Raw genomic sequence first — 14,519 nt, 5'->3', positions numbered from 1 at the left:
ATGTTGATGCGCAGGTGCTGGATGCTGATGGGCGCGGTTCTGTCGATGCTGGTCGCGACCTTGGCGTGGGCGCAGGACGTGCGGGTGCTGACCTGGCAGGAGATGATCCCGCCCGACGCGCCGCCGGTGAAGCTCATCACCGCGCCGATCCACGACCTGTCGAAAATGGCCGACACCCTGTCAGTCGAATCCGCGCCCGCCGCGCACCAGTTGGCGCCCCACGCGCCGGTGGTCAAGGCGCTGGACGGCCAGATGGTGCGGCTGCCGGGGTACATCGTGCCGCTGGAAGTCAGTGAAGAAGGCCGCGTGATCGAGTTTCTGCTGGTGCCCTACTTCGGCGCCTGCATTCACGTCCCGCCACCGCCACCGAACCAGATCGTGCACGTCACCAGTGAGCTGGGGGTGAAGGTGGACGAGCTGTACCAGCCGTACTGGATCGAAGGGCCGATGCAGGTCAAGGCGTCCAGCAGCGAACTGGCCGAGGCCGGGTATCAGATGGAAGCTGACAAGATTCTGGTGTACGAGCTTCCGGATCAGTGAACCCCACGTCCCGTCTGATCGCGCTTTCGTTGAGCCAGGTCAAAACCCTTGTTCCAGACGCTTCGTAACATAAGGCATCCCTTTTTAATGCCTTTACGGAGCCCCCATGAACAAGTCTTTCCTCGGCGCGCCGCTCGTTGCGCTCGCTCTACTTGCCCCTGTCGCCGAGGCGCACCAGACCGGCGACATCATCGTGCGCGCCGGTGCCGCGCGTGTCGTTCCCAACGAAGACAGCGGCAACCTGAAACTGGACGGCACCAAGGTCGCCGGCACCAAAGCCACCGCTGACAACTCGACACAACTGGGCCTGACCTTCGCCTACATGCTCACCGACCACGTGGGTCTGGAACTGCTCGCCGCGACCCCGTTCAGCCACACCATCGGCGTCAAAGGCCTGGGCCCGGGGCTGGACGGCAAGCTGGCGGACGTCAAGCAACTGCCGCCGACCCTGTCGCTGCAGTACTACCCGATGGACAGTTCGTCGAAGTTTCAGCCCTACGCCGGTATCGGCCTGAACTACACCAGATTCTTCAACAACGACCTCACTGGCGAGCGCAAGCAGCAGGGCTTCAGCAACCTGAAGCTCAAGGACTCGGTAGGCCTGGCGGGGCAGATCGGCATGGACTACATGCTCACCGACCGCATCATGCTCAACGCCTCGATCTGGTACATCGACATCGACACCAAGGCCACAGTGGACGGCCCGTCCGCCTTGAGCGTGGGCAAGACCAAGGTGGACGTGGACATCGACCCGTGGGTGTACATGGTGGGGTTGGGTTACAAGTTTTGACGCCACACAAACGTTGTAGGAGCGCGCTTGCCCGCGATGGCGTAGTGTCAGACGATTCAACTCGAACTGACACACCACTGTCGCGGGCAAGCGCGCTCCTACAAGGATAAAACCAGATTCAGCGCCCCAACAGCCGCGCCAAGCCGACTTTCAAAGGCGTAGGCGTGGCAACCGTGAACCGCTCCAGCAACCTCTGGTTATCCGCCCGGGAATGCTTGATGTCCCCCGAACGCGCCGGCAGGTAGGTCACCGCAGGCAGATCGCCCACCACCTCGCCAAAGGCCGCCAGCAACTGGTTCAGCGACGTGGTGGCGTTGAGCCCGACGTTGACCGCGCCCTCTTCCACCGAATCCTTCTCGAACCCCTGCACCACCAGGTCCACCAGGTCTTCAACGTAGAAGAAATCCCGGGTCTGTTCGCCATCGCCAAATACCGAAATCGGCAGCCCCTTCTCGGCGCGCTCGGCGAAGATGCTGATCACGCCCGAGTAGGGCGAGGAAGGATCCTGACGCGGTCCGAAGATGTTGAAGAAGCGAAACACCACCGGTTCCAGCCCGTGCTGACGACGGTAGAAGTCGAAGTAGTACTCACTGGCCAGCTTGTCCGACGCGTAAGGCGTCAGCGGCGCCTTTGGGGTGTCCTCGGTGATGGCCTGGCCTTCGCCATTGTTGCCGTACACCGCCGCACTGGAGGCAAACACCACGCGCTTGATGCCCACCTGGCGCATGGCCTCGCAGACATTCAGCGTGCCGATGAAATTGCTCTGGTGCGTCTTGACCGGGTCATCCACCGAGGCCTGCACCGAAGCCACTGCGGCCAGATGCGCCACTGCCTGGCAGCCCACAGCCGCGCGAGCCACCAGCGCGGCATCGGCGACGTCGCCCTCGATCAGCTCGACTCGCGGGTTGTCCAGCGGCAGGTTGCTGCGCTTGCCGGTGGACAGGTCGTCGAGCACTCGCACCGCGTATCCCTTGGCCAGCAGGGCGTCGACCAGATGCGAGCCGATGAACCCGGCACCACCGGTGATGAGAACAGGTGCATCAGACATGACGGTAGTAGCGATCCAGTAGGCTGGGCAAACCGGCACGCCAGGCGCGGGGTTTGATACCAAAGGTATGAAGGATTTTCTTGCAGGCCAGCACTGCGTTCTGCGGCTCGTCGGTCACGTCGGGGCTGGCGGCGTGGGCCTGGGCGGTGGGTGCCTCGACCTTCAGCTCACGCAGCAGGCGGGCTTCGGTGAGCACCGCCTGGCCCAGCGCCAGCGGCGTCGTGGCTTCGTGACCGGCGTAGTGATAGGTGCCCCACAGCGGCGCGGCACAATCGAGCTGCTTGAGCACTGAAATGATGACGCGTGCGGCGTCGTCCACCGGCGTCGGGTTACCCCGGCGGTCGTCGGCCATCAGGATTTCATCAAGCCGCTCGGCGCGCTCCAGAAAGCGCCCCAGCACGCCATCGGCGCTGTCATCGAGCAGCCAGCCGAAACGCAGCAGCACATGTTGCGGACAAGTGGCGCGAACGCTCTGCTCGATCCGCCACAACGCCTGGCCACGGGCGCCCAAAGGCACGGGTTCGTCTTTTTCGCTGTAGGCGGTCGCGCGCGAGCCATCGAACACTCGGTAGCTGGATGGCTGGAGCAGAACGATATTGTGATGCTGGCACAGTTCGGCAAGACGCTCGACGGAGCGCTCCTGGTTGTCCAGCCTCTCGCTGCTCACATCCTGCGCCTGAAACCAGTCGAAGTAGTAAGCCAGATTGATCAAGGCATCCGGGCGGGTGTCATCGAGCAGTTGCGTCAGGCTTGCCGCATCCCAACCGTCTTGCGGTGGACGCGGCGCGAGGAAGCCAATGTCCTCCTCGGCACCCAGACGGATCAACGCCTGCCCGAGGGCATTCCCACCGCCCAACAGCATAAGGCGCATTCGCATAGAGTCAGCAGGCTCGGTCCTGGAAATCAATTAGAAAAATAGGTGAAAAACGGCCGCAAACATAGCACGTTGTAGCAGTTTCGCCCAACAACCGGACCTTCGCCTCATGGACTGTAGGAGCCCGCTTGCCCGCGACTGCGTTTCTCCAGCCATCAATACATTGACTGATACAACGCCGTCGCGGGCAAGCGCTCTCCTACAGAAGGCGTGACACCGATCACAGGGACTTGCATCTGTCGCCCGGTGCCCGCATAAACTCATTCATGAACCTTCTCAAGCCCCTGGACCCTGTGCTCGCAGCCTTCCACCCGGCGGTCAGCGCATGGTTCACCAGCCGATTTGCCGCTGTCACGCCGGCTCAGGCCCAGGCGTGGCCGTTGATAAAGCAGCGCCAGTCCACGCTGATCGCCGCACCCACCGGCTCCGGCAAGACCCTGACTGCATTTCTGGCGGTGATCGATGACCTGGTCCATCAGGGCCTTGAAGCAGGCGGCGAACTGCCCGAGCAGACCTTCGTGGTCTACGTCTCGCCCCTCAAGGCGCTGTCCAACGACATCCAGATCAACCTAGCGCAACCGTTGGCGGGCATTACCGAACAGCTCGAACAGCAAGGCCTGCCGGGGCTGCGTATCAGCACCGCGGTGCGCACCGGCGACACCCCGCAGAAAGAGCGTTCGGCGATGCGCAAGCGGGCGCCGCATATTCTGGTGACCACGCCCGAATCGCTCTACGTGCTGCTCGGTTCGGATTCAGGCCGGCGCATGTTGTCGAGCACGCAAACCGTGATCGTCGACGAGATCCACGCCATCGCCGCCAGCAAGCGTGGCAGCCATCTGGCGTTGAGTCTTGAACGCTTGCAGGCGTTGTGTGACAGGCCGTTGCTGCGGATCGGCCTGTCGGCCACGCAAAAGCCCATCGAGCGAGTGTCACGCTTTCTGGTGGGCAGCGATCCGGTCAGCCGGCCATGCGCCATTGTCGATATCGGCCACGCCCGGCCTCGCGACCTGGCCATCGAAGTGCCGCCCGTGCCGCTGACGGCGGTGATGGCCAACGATGTCTGGGAACGGGTCTACGACAGGCTCGCCGACCTTGCCCGCGAACACCGCACCACGCTGATTTTCGTCAATACCCGGCGCCTCGCCGAGCGCATGGCCCGGCATTTGAGCGAGCGCCTGGGCAAAGACGCGGTAGCGGCTCATCACGGCAGCCTCGCCAAGGAGCAGCGCCTCGATGCCGAGCAACGGCTCAAGCGCGGCGATCTGCAGGTGCTGATCGCCACCGCCTCGTTGGAGTTGGGCATCGACATCGGTGATGTGGACCTGGTCTGCCAGATCAGTTCGCCGCGCTCCATCGCAGCCTTTCTGCAGCGGGTCGGCCGCTCCGGGCACCACGTCGGCGGCACGCCCAAAGGCCGCCTGTTCGCCATTTCCCGCGACGATCTGATCGAATGCGCCGCGTTGCTGGACTGCGTACGCCGTGGCGAACTGGACACCCTGCTGATTCCCCAGGCGCCACTGGACGTGCTGGCGCAACAGATCATCGCCGAGGTCAGTTGCCAGGAATGGCAAGAGCAGGCCCTGCTGGCAATGTTTCGCAAGGCCTCGCCTTACGCCGAGGTCGATGAAGGTCACTATCAGGCGCTGCTCGCCATGCTGGCCGAGGGCTACAGCGGGCGTCAGGGCGTGCGCGGCGCTTATCTGCACCGTGACGCCGTGAGCCAGACGCTGCGCGGGCGACGGGGCAGCAAACTCACCGCCGTCACCAGCGGCGGGACCATTCCGGACAACGCCGACTACAGCGTGATCCTCGAACCCCAGGCGCTGAACATCGGCAAGGTCAACGAGGATTTCGCGGTGGAAAGCATCGCCGGCGATATCTTCCAGTTGGGCAATACTTCGTACCGCATCCTGCGCATCGAGGCAGGCCGGGTGCGGGTTGAAGATGCCCAAGGCATGCCGCCCAACATCCCGTTCTGGCTGGGAGAGGCGCCCGGGCGCAGCGATGAACTGTCCTTTGCCGTCGCCCGCTTGCAGGCCGGGATCGACCAACAGTTGAGCGAGCATCCTGGCAACCTCAGGCCCTGCATCGACTGGCTCATGAACACCCTGGGCCTCAACGCCGACAGCGCCGGACAACTGGTTGAGTACCTGGCGCGCGCCCACGCGGCCCTTGGCGCCTTGCCGTCCCAGGACACGCTGGTAATGGAGCGCTTCTTCGACGAATCCGGTGGCACCCAACTGGTGATACACACGCCGTTCGGCAGCCGCATCAACCGGGCCTGGGGGTTGGCGCTGCGCAAGCGTTTCTGCCGCACCTTCAATTTCGAATTGCAGGCCGCCGCCAGCGAAGACGCCATCGTGCTGTCGCTGTCCACCAGCCACAGTTTTGCCCTGGATGAAGTCTGGCGCTATCTGAACGCCAACACGGCCGAGCACCTGCTGATTCAAGCGGTACTGGATGCGCCTTTGTTCGGTGTGCGCTGGCGCTGGAACGCCGGTGTGGCGCTGGCCCTGCCGCGTTATGCAGGAGGCCGCAAAGTCGCGCCGCAACTTCAGCGCATGAAAAGTGAAGATTTGATCGCCACGGTGTTTCCCGACCAGATCGCCTGCCTCGAAAACCTGGTCGGAGAGCGCGAAGTGCCCGATCACCCGCTGGTCGAACAGACCCTTGATGACTGCCTGCACGAAGCGATGGACGCCGATGGCTGGCTGGCGCTGCTGCGGCGCATGGAAAGCGGCGATGTGCGCCTGATCAGCCGCGACCTGCCAGCCCCCTCGCCACTGGCTGCGGAAATACTCAGCGCCAAACCCTACAGCTTTCTCGACGACGCGCCGCTGGAAGAGCGGCGCACCCAGGCGGTGCTCAACCGGCGCTGGAGCGACCCTGAATCAAGCGACGATCTGGGCGCCCTCGACGCAGATGCCATCACCGCAGTGGGTCAGGAAGCCTGGCCGCAACCGCAGAACGCCGATGAAATCCATGAAGCGCTGATGAGCCTGGGCTGCATCAGTGGCGCCGAGGCTCGGGCAAACCAGGGCTGGATGACGTGGCTGGAAAGCCTGGCACGCTGCGGCCGTGCGACCCGTCTGCAAATCACGCCGGAAAATGCCCTGTGGATTCCCCTTGAGCGCCTGACCTGTTTGCAGGCGCTGTATCCGACGGCGGAAATGCATCCGCCACTGGCCGCGCTCGCCGGTTTCGATGAAGCCTGGAATGAAGACGATGCCCGGGTCGAGCTACTGCGCGCACGCCTGAGCGGCTTTGGCCCGCTGCCCATTACCGCCATCGCCGGGCCGCTGGCCATGGCCCGGGGCGATGTCGCCCAGGCACTGGCCCAACTGGAAAACCAGGGCTACGTGTTGCGCGGCCGCTTCAGTCCTGGCGCCAGCGAAGAACAGTGGTGCGAGCGGCATCTGCTGTCGCGCATCCATCGCTACACGGTCAAACGCCTGCGCCGGGAGATCGAGCCGGTATCGCTGCAGGACTTCACCCGTTTTCTGTTCGACTGGCAGCACCTGTCCACTTCGACCCTCAGCCAGGGCAAGGCGGCCTTGCCGGAAGTGGTGGATCAACTGGAAGGATTTTCCGCAGCCGCCGGCGCCTGGGACAGCGACATTCTTCCTGCACGCTTGAAGGATTATTCCCCGAGCTGGCTGGATGACCTGTGTCGGTCCGGCAAAGTGGTGTGGATGCGTCTGACCAGCCGCAACAAGGTTGCCAGCGCTGCATTGCGCAGTACGCCGATTGTGTTGCTGCCCCGTCCACAGGTGCGCTTGTGGAGCGGCCTGACTGAACAGCCCGCGCCCACCGAACTGTCGTTGCGCGCCCAGCGGGTGCATGAGGTGCTTTCGACCCAGGGCGCGATGTTCTTCGATGAGCTGACCAGCGAAGCGCATTTGCTGCGCACCGAACTGGAAAACGCCTTGCAGGAGCTGGTTGGCGCCGGGCTGGTCAACGCCGACAGTTTCGCCGGGCTGCGCGCACTCATCACCCCCGCCAGCAAGCGCGCGGCGCACACCAGCCGGCGCAATCGTGGGGCGTTCATCGGCGGCATGGATGACGCCGGACGCTGGGCCCTGTTGCGCCGGGCGCCCGCGGCGGCATCCGCTCAAAGCCTGGACAGCGATACCCTCGAGCACATCGCCATGACCTTGCTGCGGCGGTACGGCGTGGTGTTCTGGCGCTTGCTGGAGCGTGAAGCAGACTGGCTGCCCACCTGGCGCGAGCTGCTGCGTACCTTCCACCGGTTGGAAGCCCGGGGCGACATTCGCGGCGGGCGTTTCATCGCCGGGCTTGCGGGCGAACAATTTGCCTTGCCCGAAGCGATTCCACTGCTGCGCGAAGTCCGCAAGCGGCCACTGGACGGCAGCCTGATCGGCGTCAGCGGCGTCGATCCACTGAATCTGGCAGGCACTTTGTTGCCCGGCGCCAAGGTGCCCGCCGTGGTGGGCAATCGCCTGGTTTACCGCGACGGCATCCCCATCGCCGCCATCATCGCCGGCAAGCCGCAGTATTGGGGCGAACTGGAGCAGCAGGTCATGCTCCAGGTACGGAACCGTTTGTTCAGATAATCCCATTCGCCCCGTAGGAGCGCGCTTGCCCGCGACCGCGGTGTGCCAGACCCTGAATTTGTGCCTGACACACCGCCGTCGCGGGCAAGCGCGCTCCTACAAGGGCTCACTTACACCGGGGTTTCGGAACCGTCCTTGTTCACCACCGACGTCTTGCCCGGTAACGCCTGCTGCTCATCGCCCTCGTCCATCTGCGAGAACTGGCCGTTGTGCGGGCTCATCACCAGTTGTGGATAAGTCTGCGCGAAACGCACGTCAGTGGACTTATCCACAAGGCGTTTGAGTTTGTCGTTGAATGCGCGGCTCACCGCATACTGCCCGCCCGACGAGGTGCGGAATTGCGCAGTGATCACAATGCCGTTCATGTCCATGCGATCAAGCCCGAACACCTCGAGCGGCCCTTGCAGCTTGCTGGCCAGCAGGAAGTCGTCGGACACCGCCTGCCCCGCCTCGCGAATCAGCGAGGTCGCCGAATCCACATCCGAATCGTAGGTGAACTGGAACGAGAAGAACGCATAGGCGAACTGGCGGGACTGGTTGGTCACGGCCTTGATCTGCCCGAACGGCACCGAATGCACGAAGCCCTTGCCGTCGCGCAGGCGCAGGGTGCGGATGGTCAGGCTCTCCACGGTGCCCGCATGGCCGGAATCCAGCACCACCCAGTCGCCGATGGAGATGGTGTCCTCGATAATGATGAACAGGCCGGTAATGACGTCCTGCACCAATTGTTGCGAACCGAAACCGATGGCTAGGCCGACCACCCCGGCACCGGCCAGGAGCGGCGCGACGTTGATCCCCAGGTTAGCCATGGTGGTGATGGTGCAGATTACCACCAAGATGATTTTGATCGCGTTGCGCAACAGCGGCAGGATGGTCTTGACCCGGGTGCTGGGCTGGCGAGAGGACCGGCTGTTGGTCGGCGGCTTCAGCGCTTCCTGGATCGCGGTGTCCATCACCACCCAGAGCAGCCAGGTGACGAGAAAGATCAGCCCGATGCTGCTCAACGAGTCGCTGATGACCTTGCCCAGCGCATTGCGTTGGGCGAACTCGAACAGCGAGAAGCCCCAGATCCGCCCCAGTATCTCGATGAACCCGATTGCCAGCGCAATGCGCAGTACCGCGTGCAACAGGCTCAGCAATCGTTCTTTGTAGACCCGTTCGGTGCGCGCCTCTGCCGGTTTGAACATGTGCTGGAACAGGGTGCTGAGAAACACCGTCCCGATCAGCAGCACGGTGGTCAACAATGCGCAGCGCAGGGCCTCCTGGCTATCCTCGCCAGCACCGATCAGGTTGACCGCCGACACCAGAATCATCAGCAGGATCGGCAAATGCCACAGGCTCGAGAAAATCTTCAAGGTCTGCTGCAGCGCCGGTCGGGCCAGGCGCGCGCTCAGAGGCCGATTGCGGATCAGGTGCGCCACCGGTCTGCGCATGCGAATGACGACAATGCAGAACATCACCGACGCCATGAGCCCGGTGAACGCCGCGATGCTGGTGGTCACGTTGCCGCCGAACTGCCGGGAAATCTGCGGGCTGGTCAGGGCGTCGCTCAAGGCGGCGAGAAATCCGATGATGAACAGTGGGTGTGGCGCATAGCCGCGAATGATCTTCACCGCCGGGCGTTTGTGCCCGGAGTTGAACAGCACGATCACCGACATCAGCACCGACGTGGAGAAAATGCCGCTGCTGGTCGCATAAGCGAAGCACAGCGCCAGCGCCCGGCCAATGGAAGGTGACATGAAATGACTGACGTACAGCGTCAGCGGCAGGCACACCAGCGCCGGCAGCGTGAACGGCAGCACGTAGCCCAGCACACCCACCGTGCGCTCCCGTTTTATCAGCAACCGATGCCGCGACAGGCGCCCGACGACAAACATGGCAATGCGGTTTATCAACAGGAAGGTGCCGATCCACACCACCGACAGAATGAGGAAGTCCCCCAGGATGCTCCAGGGTGACCGGGTCAGCGGCTTGCTGACCAGCGTATCGATTTCATCGGCTGCGCGGTCGGCACGCAGGCGCCAGGAGTCGATCAGGTTGCCATCCAGGTCGAGCTTGTCCTGGACGCTGTCGATGCTGGAACTGATGGCACCCAGCAATCCGCCCTTGACCAGCAACTCCGGTTTGGCGGGCTCCGCCGCAGGCGCAGGGTCTGCCGACGCGGTGGACTGGGCGGTGCTGGCCGCAGGTGCAGGGTCGGCGGCCGATACGTGAAAACTGCTGACGCAAAGCATCAGGCACAGGACAAGGACGGATTTGAAGTTCGACAAAACGCAGGTCACTCCTTGTGTGTTGAGGAACGCGGGCTTGGGCTGAGGGAAATCAGTGCCCCAAAGAACTGATCGAATTTCATCCAGCAAGTTCGCTTCGAGGGCAAAACCTTCATCTGCGTCGCCAGCCATCGATCGCGTCGGCAGGAATTTTTCTTAAACCATCTTGACCAGGGAGAACGATCGTTCTACCTTAAAAACATGAACACACCGACGACAGACACACGGGAAAAAATCCTCGCCACCGCCGAGCGGCTGATCTACGAGAACGGCATCCACGCCACCGGCATGGACCTTCTGGTGAAGACCTCGGGCGTGGCCAGAAAAAGCATCTACCGTTACTTCGCCACCAAGGACGAAGTCGCCGCCGCCGCGCTCAACGCCCGCGACGTGCGCTGGATGCAGTGGTTCAGGACCGAGTCCGACAAGGCGCAAACGCCCCAGGGGCGCATCCTCAACATGTTCACGGTGCTCAAGGGCTGGTTCGAATCCGAAGGGTTTCACGGCTGTGCCTTCATCAACACCGCAGGCGAAGTGGGCGATCCGAACGACCCGATCCGGCTGATCGCCAGGCTGCACAAACAGAAGCTGCTCGATTACACACAGGAGTTGTGCGAGCAACTGAACATCGAACATCCGTCAGCACTGGCCACCCAGTTGCTGATCCTGATGGAAGGCGCCATCACCATGGCTCGTGTCATGGGGGACTACCGGGCCGCCGACAGCGCAAGGGACGTTGCGCAGCTGTTGCTGAAACAGGCCTTGCCTCACGCGCGCTGAAGGCCTGCGCTTCAAGAACGCTCCACTAAACGCCGTATCCACTGACCGTCTGGAGGCTCTGCCATGTCCACTCCCCAAACTCGTCCGCCACTTCCCCCTTTTACCCGTGAGTCAGCCATCGAAAAGATTCGTCTGGCCGAAGATGGCTGGAACAGCCGCGATCCCGAGAAAGTCTCGCTGGCCTACACCCTGGACACCCAGTGGCGTAACCGCGCCGAATTCGCCACAAATCGCCAGGAAGCCAAGGATTTCCTCACCCGTAAATGGAAGAAGGAGCTGGATTACCGGCTGATCAAGGAGCTGTGGGCTTTCACCGACAACCGCATCGCCGTGCGTTACGCCTACGAATGGCACGATGATTCGGGGAACTGGTTCCGCTCCTACGGCAACGAGAACTGGGAGTTCAACGAAGACGGCCTGATGCACCGCCGCTTTGCCTGCATCAACGACATGCCGATCAAGGAATCGGAGCGCAAGTTCCACTGGCCGCTGGGCCGCCGCCCGGATGATCATCCGGGGTTGTCGGACCTTGGGCTGTAACCACCCCATCCCGTAGCAGCACGGCTTGCCGACGGGGGCGTCAGATCAATCGCCCCCGCCGGCAAGCCGTGCTGCTACACGTTCTACTTTTACGAACGTTTTCACGCAATAACCCGTAAGTCATTCGAACGACATCCGCGCAACATGGCCCTCAGATTCAGCCGCACCCACGCGACTGACCCACTTGCCAATCATCTGAGGCCACACCATGAAATTCTATTTCCACCCTTCGCCGAACCCGATGAAAGTCGCCCTGCTGCTCGAAGAGTTGCAAGTGCCTTACGAGCTGATCGGCGTGGACACCTTCAAGGGCGAACAGCACCTGCCCGCCTTCCTCAAGATCAACCCGAACGCCAAGGTGCCAGCCCTGGTCGATGGCGACGCGACCGTGTTCGATTCCCACGCCATCCAGTTGTACCTGGCGCAGAAACACCAACGCTTCCTGCCGACCACTGCTGCAGGCAATGCCGAGCTGCTGTCCTGGCTGCTGTTCATCGCCACCGGTCTGTCACCCTTCTCGGGCCAAGCCGTGCACTTCCTGCACCACGCCCCGGAAGCCCTGCCGTACGCCCGCAATCGCTACTTCAAGGAAGTCGAACGTCACTACAAAGTGCTCGACAACAAGCTCGCCACTTCGCGCTACCTGGCCGGTGACCAATACAGCATCGCCGACATGGCGCTGTGGGGCTGGGCCAACTACGCCGGTTACATCCTCGGCGAAGCGGGCCTGAGCGGCTACCCGAACGTCAAACGCCTGGTCGATGAAATCAGCGCACGCCCTGCCGCGCAACGTGCCCTGGGCCTGAAAGAGAAACTGGTGCTCAAGGCCGAGTTCGACGAAGAAACCCGTCGCGCCCTGTTCCCGCAAAACGAAGCGCAGTAACGCGCAGGTTCTGGCCGGTCCCTCGACCGGCCGGAGCACAACATCATCTTCCTCCAGAGGTCATCATGTTCAAGATCAGCTTATCGCTCGCCCTTGCTTCAATTGTTTCGGCCCTGTCCTCCGTTTCCGCCATGGCCGATGTCAAACCCTTCCCTGCCAGCTTTACGGAAAAGGAAATCGCCACCAACGGCACGACCCTGCATGTACGGGTCGGCGGTAACGGCCCGGCGGTGGTGTTGCTGCACGGCTTCGCCGACACCGGCGACATGTGGCAGCCTCTGGCGGTGGAACTTGCGAAAAACCATCGGGTGATCGTGCCGGACCTGCGTGGCATGGGCCTTTCCGCCCACCCTGACGACGGCTACGACAAACAGAATCAGGCCAAAGACATCGCCGGCGTGCTGGATTCACTCAAGGTCGGCCCGACCGAAGTGGTCGCCCACGACATCGGCAACATGGTCGCCTACGCCTTCACCTCGCAGTACCCGGAGCGCGTCAGCCGCCTGGTGCTGATGGACGCGCCACTGCCAGGCCTGGGCCAATGGCAGGCGTTTCTGCTGAATCAGGGCGTCTGGCACTTCAACTTCCGCGGGTCGGATGTCGAGCGCCTGGTGGCCGGTCGCGAACGCATCTATCTGGATCGCTTCTACAACGAGATGTCCTACGATCCATCGAAGATCGACGAACAGACCCGCGACCACTACGCCGCGCTTTACGCTCGCCCCGGCGCCATTCACTCGGCGTTCAATCAATTCGCCGCGTTCTCCCAGGACGCAATCGACAATCAGGCGCGCTTCGCCAAAATCGGCAAGCTGAACATGCCAGTGCTGGCCATCGGCGGTGAGAAGTCCTTCGGCGCCAGCATGCAGACCTACGCAGCATCAGCCTTCAATCATGTAGATGGCCTGGTCGTGCCCAAGGCCGGTCACTGGATCATGGAAGAACAGCCTGAGTTCGTGGTGCCGAAGATCCAGGCCTTCCTCGACAGCAAGAACTAAGCGCCAGAACGTTGCACCTGATCTATGCTTGCGCGGCACTTTCGTTCGAAGGATCGGAACATGTTGTCCACTGACGACTTCGCCCTGCTCGACGCCATCCGCGAAACCGGCAGCCTTTCCCGGGCTGCCGCTCGCTTGGGCAAGGCCCCCTCCAGCGTGTCTTATGCCGCCCGGCAACTGGAAGAACGCTTTGACGCCCTGCTCTTCGACCGCCGTCGTTATCGCCTGCAACTGACGCCTGCCGGTGAGCTGCTGGTCGAGGAAGCTGCACGCCTGATGCACGAACTGGGGCGACTCACCCAGCGCGTGCAGCAAGTGGCCAACGGTTGGGAAAGCCGTCTGCGCATCGTCACCGACGAGCTGCTGGAGTTCGAAACCCTGCTGCCAGTGATCCAGGAGTTCGACGCGCTCGAGTCCGGCGTGCCGTTACGCTTCACCCACGAAGTACTCAAGGGTGTGTGGGAAGTGCTGCAAAACGGCCAGGCCGACCTGGTCATTGGTGCCACCAACGAGCCGCCCAAGATCGCGTCGCTGCGCTGGATGCAACTGGGCCAGTTGGACTGGGTGTTCGCCGTCTCACCCAGACACCCCTTGGCGAAGGTTACCGGCAGTATCGATCGGGCCACGATCCTGAAACATCGCGCAATCGTCGTCGCCGACTCCTCGCGCACCAGCGAGGGCCGCACCTACGGTGTTTCCGGCGGCCAACAGACCCTGGCCGTTCCCACCATGCAATCGAAGATCCGAGCCCAGCTTCAGGGCCTTGGCGTCGGCTGGCTGCCGCGTCATCGGGTCAGCTCATTGCTGGAAAGCGGCCAGTTGCTGGAAAAACAGATGGCCGACCCGCGAGAGCCAAACATCCTCTACGTGGGCTGGCGCGGCGATGAAGAAGGCCGCGCACTTGGATGGTGGCTGGAAAAACTCAAACAGCCGTGGCTGGCGAAACGCTTGGTGGATGGCGTGCGGTTTGGCTGATCGATGCACCTGACCGAAATGAAAAGCCCCCGGAAGCTGAGCTTGCCGGGGGCTTTTTTCATGGCGTTACCGCGGTTGATCCGGTGGGATCAGAACGGTAGTAGCTACCTAGATGGTAGCGCATAAGGAAAAACCTAGTAAAAACATAGTCAAAATAAGTATTCAGATATTTATGTAAGGTTAAACGTAAAGTTTCTGACCAAAGTGAAGGATAAATTTTACGTTTTGTGGAATAGTTGCCTAAGGT

At 62.4% G+C, this 14,519-nt stretch carries 11 protein-coding genes; 8 read left to right on the top strand and 3 right to left on the bottom strand.

Features of this window, described 5'->3' with window-relative positions:
- Positions 1-6: 6 nt before the first annotated feature.
- Together ACIPOO_RS18965 and ACIPOO_RS18960 are read left to right on the top strand one after the other, a co-directional pair.
- The gene (locus ACIPOO_RS18965) at positions 7-540 is read left to right on the top strand and encodes a DUF3299 domain-containing protein (protein ID WP_400608980.1); all 534 of its coding nucleotides are present in this window, start codon (positions 7-9) and stop codon (positions 538-540) included.
- 106 nt (positions 541-646) lie between these two features.
- On the top strand, positions 647-1,330 hold the full coding sequence (locus tag ACIPOO_RS18960) for an OmpW family protein (protein ID WP_400608978.1): 684 nt from the start codon (positions 647-649) through the stop codon (positions 1,328-1,330).
- A 118-nt stretch (positions 1,331-1,448) separates the two neighbouring features.
- On the opposite strand, the gene ACIPOO_RS18955 is transcribed toward ACIPOO_RS18960, so the two are convergent.
- Positions 1,449-2,378: an NAD-dependent epimerase/dehydratase family protein gene (locus tag ACIPOO_RS18955; RefSeq protein ID WP_400608976.1), complete on the bottom strand. Its 930-nt coding sequence runs from the start codon at positions 2,376-2,378 to the stop codon at positions 1,449-1,451.
- Positions 2,371-3,255 carry a sugar nucleotide-binding protein gene (locus tag ACIPOO_RS18950; protein ID WP_274134899.1) on the bottom strand — a complete coding sequence of 295 codons (885 nt, stop codon included), beginning with the start codon at positions 3,253-3,255 and terminating at the stop codon, positions 2,371-2,373. Before ACIPOO_RS18950 ends, ACIPOO_RS18955 begins: the two co-directional genes overlap by 8 nt.
- Before the next feature lie 263 nt (positions 3,256-3,518).
- Between ACIPOO_RS18950 and ACIPOO_RS18945 the strand changes: the two genes are divergently transcribed.
- Positions 3,519-7,826 carry a DEAD/DEAH box helicase gene (locus ACIPOO_RS18945; RefSeq protein ID WP_400608974.1) on the top strand — a complete coding sequence of 1,436 codons (4,308 nt, stop codon included), beginning with the start codon at positions 3,519-3,521 and terminating at the stop codon, positions 7,824-7,826.
- Between the two features lie 110 nt (positions 7,827-7,936).
- On the opposite strand, the gene ACIPOO_RS18940 is transcribed toward ACIPOO_RS18945, so the two are convergent.
- The gene (locus ACIPOO_RS18940) at positions 7,937-10,060 is read right to left on the bottom strand and encodes a mechanosensitive ion channel family protein (protein ID WP_400609219.1); all 2,124 of its coding nucleotides are present in this window, start codon (positions 10,058-10,060) and stop codon (positions 7,937-7,939) included.
- Between the two features lie 237 nt (positions 10,061-10,297).
- On the opposite strand from ACIPOO_RS18940, the gene ACIPOO_RS18935 reads away from it, so the two are divergent.
- The 5 genes from ACIPOO_RS18935 to ACIPOO_RS18915 all read left to right on the top strand — a co-directional run bounded on the left by ACIPOO_RS18935 (position 10,298) and on the right by ACIPOO_RS18915 (position 14,272).
- On the top strand, positions 10,298-10,876 hold the full coding sequence (locus ACIPOO_RS18935) for a TetR/AcrR family transcriptional regulator (RefSeq protein WP_274134902.1): 579 nt from the start codon (positions 10,298-10,300) through the stop codon (positions 10,874-10,876).
- A gap of 63 nt (positions 10,877-10,939) precedes the next feature.
- Entirely contained in the window at positions 10,940-11,416 is a 477-nt protein-coding gene (locus ACIPOO_RS18930; protein WP_400608972.1) for a DUF1348 family protein, read from the top strand.
- Positions 11,417-11,624: 208 nt separating this feature from the next.
- Complete coding sequence (locus ACIPOO_RS18925; RefSeq protein WP_274134905.1) at positions 11,625-12,299, top strand: glutathione S-transferase family protein; 675 nt, start codon at positions 11,625-11,627, stop codon at positions 12,297-12,299.
- 65 nt (positions 12,300-12,364) lie between these two features.
- Positions 12,365-13,297 carry an alpha/beta fold hydrolase gene (locus tag ACIPOO_RS18920; protein ID WP_400608970.1) on the top strand — a complete coding sequence of 311 codons (933 nt, stop codon included), beginning with the start codon at positions 12,365-12,367 and terminating at the stop codon, positions 13,295-13,297.
- Between the two features lie 60 nt (positions 13,298-13,357).
- Positions 13,358-14,272 (top strand): LysR family transcriptional regulator, encoded by a 915-nt coding sequence (locus ACIPOO_RS18915; RefSeq protein WP_274134908.1) that lies wholly within the window; start codon positions 13,358-13,360, stop codon positions 14,270-14,272.
- Positions 14,273-14,519 lie beyond the last annotated feature (247 nt).

Origin of the sequence: Pseudomonas sp. NPDC090201, assembly GCF_044746825.1 — a bacterium.
Classification (GTDB): domain Bacteria; phylum Pseudomonadota; class Gammaproteobacteria; order Pseudomonadales; family Pseudomonadaceae; genus Aquipseudomonas; species Aquipseudomonas putida_AD.
This window is presented reverse-complemented; position numbering and strand designations above follow the sequence as displayed.